The following is a 4,395-nucleotide window of genomic DNA, read 5'->3' on the forward strand; positions in this document are numbered from 1 at the left end:
AATAGTTTCAGCAATGTCGCGTTCGAGACAGCTCAAAATTGGCTCGAAGCCCTCGCAGTCTACCACAATTCACGCCAAACTTAACGCGACCCAAATATCGGCTTCGAGAACGTCTTGCGGCCGTTCGAAGACCCGCCCGTGGGGACACCGCCTGAGGAATTACAGCGGTAGCGAGGCGAAAGCCCACCCCTTCAGGGGTTGGATGAAGCCGACAACTGGGAATCAATCCACGTTCATAGCCACGGTTGGGTTAGATGTTTGTATAATATCTTTAGGTGAGTGAATTCTATATACTGGCGATGCCTCGTGGGTTCGACAGGGAACGTACCAATGTCCACAAACTCCAGTACCACTTCATCTGGTGCCCGAAGTATCGCAAATCGGTGCTTGAGGGCGAGGTACATGACCGTCTTGAAGAACTCATCGAGGAGAAAGCCGACGAACTCGGGTTAGAGATACTGGAGTTGGCGATCCGCCCCGACCACGTACACCTGTTCATCACGGGCGACCCGACGCTCGCCCCGAACAAGATTATACAACAACTCAAGGGCTACTCCTCGCGCCGACTTCGGGACGAGTTCGACTTCGGCCTCCCGTCGCTGTGGACGCGCTCGTACTTCGTCTCAAGTGCGGGCGATGTATCCAGCGAGGTCATCGAGGAGTACATCGACGCCCAAGCAGGTGAGTAGACATGCAACGGACCGTCTCAACCACGGTTCGGGTCAAACTCCACTCGCTGACTAACAGGAAAGCCGACCTGCTCGCCCGTGAGTACGGGGCGTTCCAGACCGGGGTACACGGCGGAGATGTCGACCTGTATTCTGCGACCGACCAACAGGCGTCAAAAGTCAAGCGACAGAAATATCCGAACCGCGACACTGAACAGCCTGTCGTCCTCCGCAATGACGTGTTCGGCGTGTCCTACGACGAGGACACGGTTCTCTCGTCGTGGTGGGTGAAAGTTCCCGTCTACGACCCCGAACGAGGACGGGGCAACTCCATCTGGTGTCCAGCACACGTTCCACACAAGGACGAACGACTCGTGCGTGAGGGTGATGTTCGGGACAGCGAACTGGTGCGCCGTGACGGTGATTGGTACGTCCATCTCGTCGTGAAGCGGTCTGTGACCGTGGCCGACGAGTACGACGACGTACTGGCTATCGACATGGGCGCACGCTGGGTCGCTACCTGCGTGTTCCTCTCCGACCGCAAGACCGCCTTCTACGGTGAGGAAGTTCGTCGTATCCGCGAACACTACAAGCAGTTGCGAAAATCCATCGGGAAAGCGAAACCTCGACAGGGACAGCAGGTGGTCGAGCGTATCGGTGACGCGGAAGCGAGGAAGGTGGACGACCGTCTTCACAAGATTGCTCGGCAAATTGTGGAGGACGCGGAAGAGCGGAACGCAATCATCGTCGTGGGTGACCTCGGCGGGATTCGCAAGAACAACGACAAAGGGCGGTACGTCAACGACAAGACCCACAAGATGCCGTTCGCCCGCCTGCTCAACTACATCGAGTACAAAGCCCACGACGCAGGCATCGACGTACAGTTGGTCGACGAATACGACACGTCGCAGACGTGTAATCGGTGTGCCTGCAAGGGCGTCCGTGAAACGCAGGGACGGTTTGAGTGTCCTGAGTGTGGGCTGGACGACAGCGCCGACAAGAACGGTGCGCTGAACATCGGCAAACGAGCCTTGGGCAAGTTCTCGAAACCGCTGTCCGAGGCGGGGGCTGTACTGGCACAGCCCGAAACGCAGGTCATCGTCCAACGTGACGACGAATCTGCGAACCTCCCGCTACTCGTGGATTCAACCCCCAGTGGGGGAACCCCACGGCTTTAGCCGTGGGAGGATGTCAGGTCTCGCTGTCAGTCGCGGTGAGCGTGATCCCGGCGAGAACGACGGCGCCCCCGACGAGCGTGAACGTCGTGGGGGCCTCCGAGAGGAACACGAAGGCGAGGATCGTCGCTCCGACCGGCTCGCCGAGCAGCGACACGGAGACGACGCTCGACTCGAGGTGTGCGAGCGCCCAGTTAACCACGGTGTGACCCAAGAGCCCCGGCCCGACCGCGAGGCCGACGAAGATCGCCCACTCGCTCGGCGGGTACCCCGTCAATCCGTGTCCTTCGACGAGGACGATGGCGAGAAGTGCGAGCGTACAGACCCCGTACACGACCACCACATACGGGACCAGCGCGACCCGTTGCCGGATCGACCGACCGGCGAGAACGTACCCGGCGGCCATCACCGCGCCGAACAGCGCCAGTCCGTTGCCGTAGAGCGGTCGGGGTCCGACCAACACGCCGCCGAGAAAATCGCCGAGCGACATCGCCGCCATTCCGGCGACGGCGACCGCGATGCCCACGATCATCCGGACAGTCACGCGCTCGCGCAACAGGAGCCACGCCCCGAGCGCGACAAACACCGGCTGCGCCTGAACGAGCGTAACGCTCGCGGCGACGCTCGTCCAGGACAGGCTCTCGAACCACGCCGCGAAGTGCAACGCGAGCGCGACCCCCGAGAGCGTCGCGAATCCGAGGTCCCTGCGAGTGACGCCGATGAGTTGCGACCGATACCGCCAGAGAGCGACGGGGACAAGCGGCAGCGTGGTGAACAGGACCCGATAGAACGCGGCGACCGAACTCGGTGCGTCGCTGAGGCGAACGAGGATCGCCCCGCCGCTCACGGCGGCGACTGCGACGACGAGTCCGACTATCGGCGAGACGCGCGGATCCTTCGACATCCGTTCGACTCTCCGGTTCCAATCGCACCCAGTTACCGGTTTCGGGACGCCCTGACACGATACGTCCGTTCACGAGAACGAACGTAATGCGAACGCACAGTGAAACTACGAACGCACAGTGAAACTGCGAGGCCGCGCCGACGCGTGCGATGGGCCTTTAGAAACGGGGACCGAACACCGGCGTATGTGTGCCGACACGTTCGGGGTCGGGATCCGTCTCACCGAAGAGGAATTCCAGTTCGTCGTCGGCGTCCCGTCCGACGTCGACTCTGGGTGGACCGACCCGGAGGAGTTCCAGTCGCTCGTCGCCGAGACGGTCTGGGAACGGCTCGATCGGCAGTCCGTGTTCGAATCGATCGCCGACAGCTTCCGAGACGGCGAAACGGCGACGCTCGGGACAGTGACCCTCGAACCCGACGGAACCGTGGTCTCACACGATCTCGAAACCCCCGTGCCCGTCGACGGGGCCGACGAAAGCTCTGTCAGCGAATAAGAAGGTTCGAGCCGCCGTCAATCGATATCCGACCCACCGCCCCCGTTGGCCCCGGGCGCAGCCGCAAGCGTCGCTCCAACCGCCCACAGACGCGCCGGTCGATACGCGGTGAGATCGTACCGCGTTGGGCCGACGGTCTCACTCCACGTGTCGACGACGCCGAGCGTGACGAGCCCCGACAACGCCGCACCGAGCGTCCGCGGCGTCGTCTCCGGGTCGGAAAGCGTCGCGTGAACCTGCTTCGCCTGTGGATAGTTCCGCTCACACAGTTCGATACCGTCCCGCGCTTCCGCCCAGTGACGGCGGACGTAACCGAACGTCGTCGGATCGTCTCGTCGAAGCCCGTCGAGAACCGCAGCAACCGAGTGATCGATCCACTCGACGTCGTCGACCGGATCGAACAGCGACGCGACCGACGACGCCGTCGACTCCGCGAACGAACAGCCGACGACGACGTTTCCATGACAGTCTCCGAGTTGGGCGCGTAGTCCGTCGATGAACGCAGTCGCCGCATCTCGGCCATGTTCGGCCACCAACGGTTCGATATCGTCGATGATCACGGTGAGTTCGAGGTCGCGGACATCGACGAGATGACTTGCAATCGCGTCGAGGATACGATCCACGTCGACGGGCGCGCCGAGCACGGTATACGCGAGCTGTCGGTCCGGGACGACCTGCGTGGCGGTTCCGGCACCACGTGTGAGATCGCTCGCAGAAACGATCGCCTCTCGATCCGGCAGCGTGCCGGCGGTTCGTCGCCACCCACGTCGCCACTCCTCGATCCCCGTCTCGAACAGCACCGATATCACCCGTTCCGAGACATCTCCGTCACGAACCGGTGGTTGCCCGTGATCGGACACACGCACCGCGAACTCGCGACCGGACTGCGTCGGAACGGACATGCGTACGTTCCCTTCATCGACAAACAGCATAAACTTATGGGGGTATGTCTCAATATTGAGAGCTAGAGCGAGTGAAACAGTCGGTCGTGAGCCGCATCGCTATCACGCGGTACACATGAAAACAGCCCACGGACATTGCGTCCGTGGGCCGAAAATCTGGATGGGAGTATTCTCCCGGATGAATGGGCAGGCGGCGAACCGCGGTTCCCAGAGGATCGCTCACTCCAGTACTTCACGATACGCTGGTAGGCTT

Annotated in this window: 5 protein-coding genes and 1 pseudogene; 4 read left to right on the plus strand and 2 right to left on the minus strand. The window is 61.8% G+C overall.

Annotation, left to right across the window (positions count from 1 at the left end; genetic code table 11):
• The 3 genes and pseudogenes from C471_RS18280 to C471_RS01445 form a co-directional block, all read left to right on the plus strand.
• Positions 1 to 84 (plus strand): annotated as a pseudogene (locus C471_RS18280) (IS6 family transposase); the annotation flags it as partial.
• Positions 85 to 299: 215 nt separating this feature from the next.
• Positions 300 to 689, plus strand: coding sequence for an IS200/IS605 family transposase (gene tnpA / locus C471_RS01440; protein ID WP_004046004.1), 390 nt, complete (start codon positions 300 to 302; stop codon positions 687 to 689).
• Positions 690 to 691: 2 nt separating this feature from the next.
• Positions 692 to 1,846, plus strand: a complete 1,155-nt coding sequence (locus tag C471_RS01445) for an RNA-guided endonuclease InsQ/TnpB family protein (protein ID WP_004046007.1) — start codon at positions 692 to 694, stop codon at positions 1,844 to 1,846.
• 13 nt (positions 1,847 to 1,859) lie between these two features.
• Here the strand turns inward: C471_RS01445 and C471_RS01450 are convergent, their stop codons facing one another.
• The gene (locus C471_RS01450; RefSeq protein WP_004046009.1) at positions 1,860 to 2,747 is read right to left on the minus strand and encodes a DMT family transporter; all 888 of its coding nucleotides are present in this window, start codon (positions 2,745 to 2,747) and stop codon (positions 1,860 to 1,862) included.
• Positions 2,748 to 2,931: 184 nt separating this feature from the next.
• On the opposite strand from C471_RS01450, the gene C471_RS01455 reads away from it, so the two are divergent.
• Positions 2,932 to 3,240, plus strand: a complete 309-nt coding sequence (locus tag C471_RS01455) for a hypothetical protein (protein ID WP_004046011.1) — start codon at positions 2,932 to 2,934, stop codon at positions 3,238 to 3,240.
• Between the two features lie 17 nt (positions 3,241 to 3,257).
• On the opposite strand, the gene C471_RS01460 is transcribed toward C471_RS01455, so the two are convergent.
• Positions 3,258 to 4,142: a DUF7504 family protein gene (locus C471_RS01460; protein WP_004046013.1), complete on the minus strand. Its 885-nt coding sequence runs from the start codon at positions 4,140 to 4,142 to the stop codon at positions 3,258 to 3,260.
• Between the last annotated feature and the right edge of the window lie 253 nt (positions 4,143 to 4,395).

The sequence above is a fragment of the Halorubrum saccharovorum DSM 1137 genome, assembly GCF_000337915.1.
GTDB lineage: Archaea > Halobacteriota > Halobacteria > Halobacteriales > Haloferacaceae > Halorubrum > Halorubrum saccharovorum.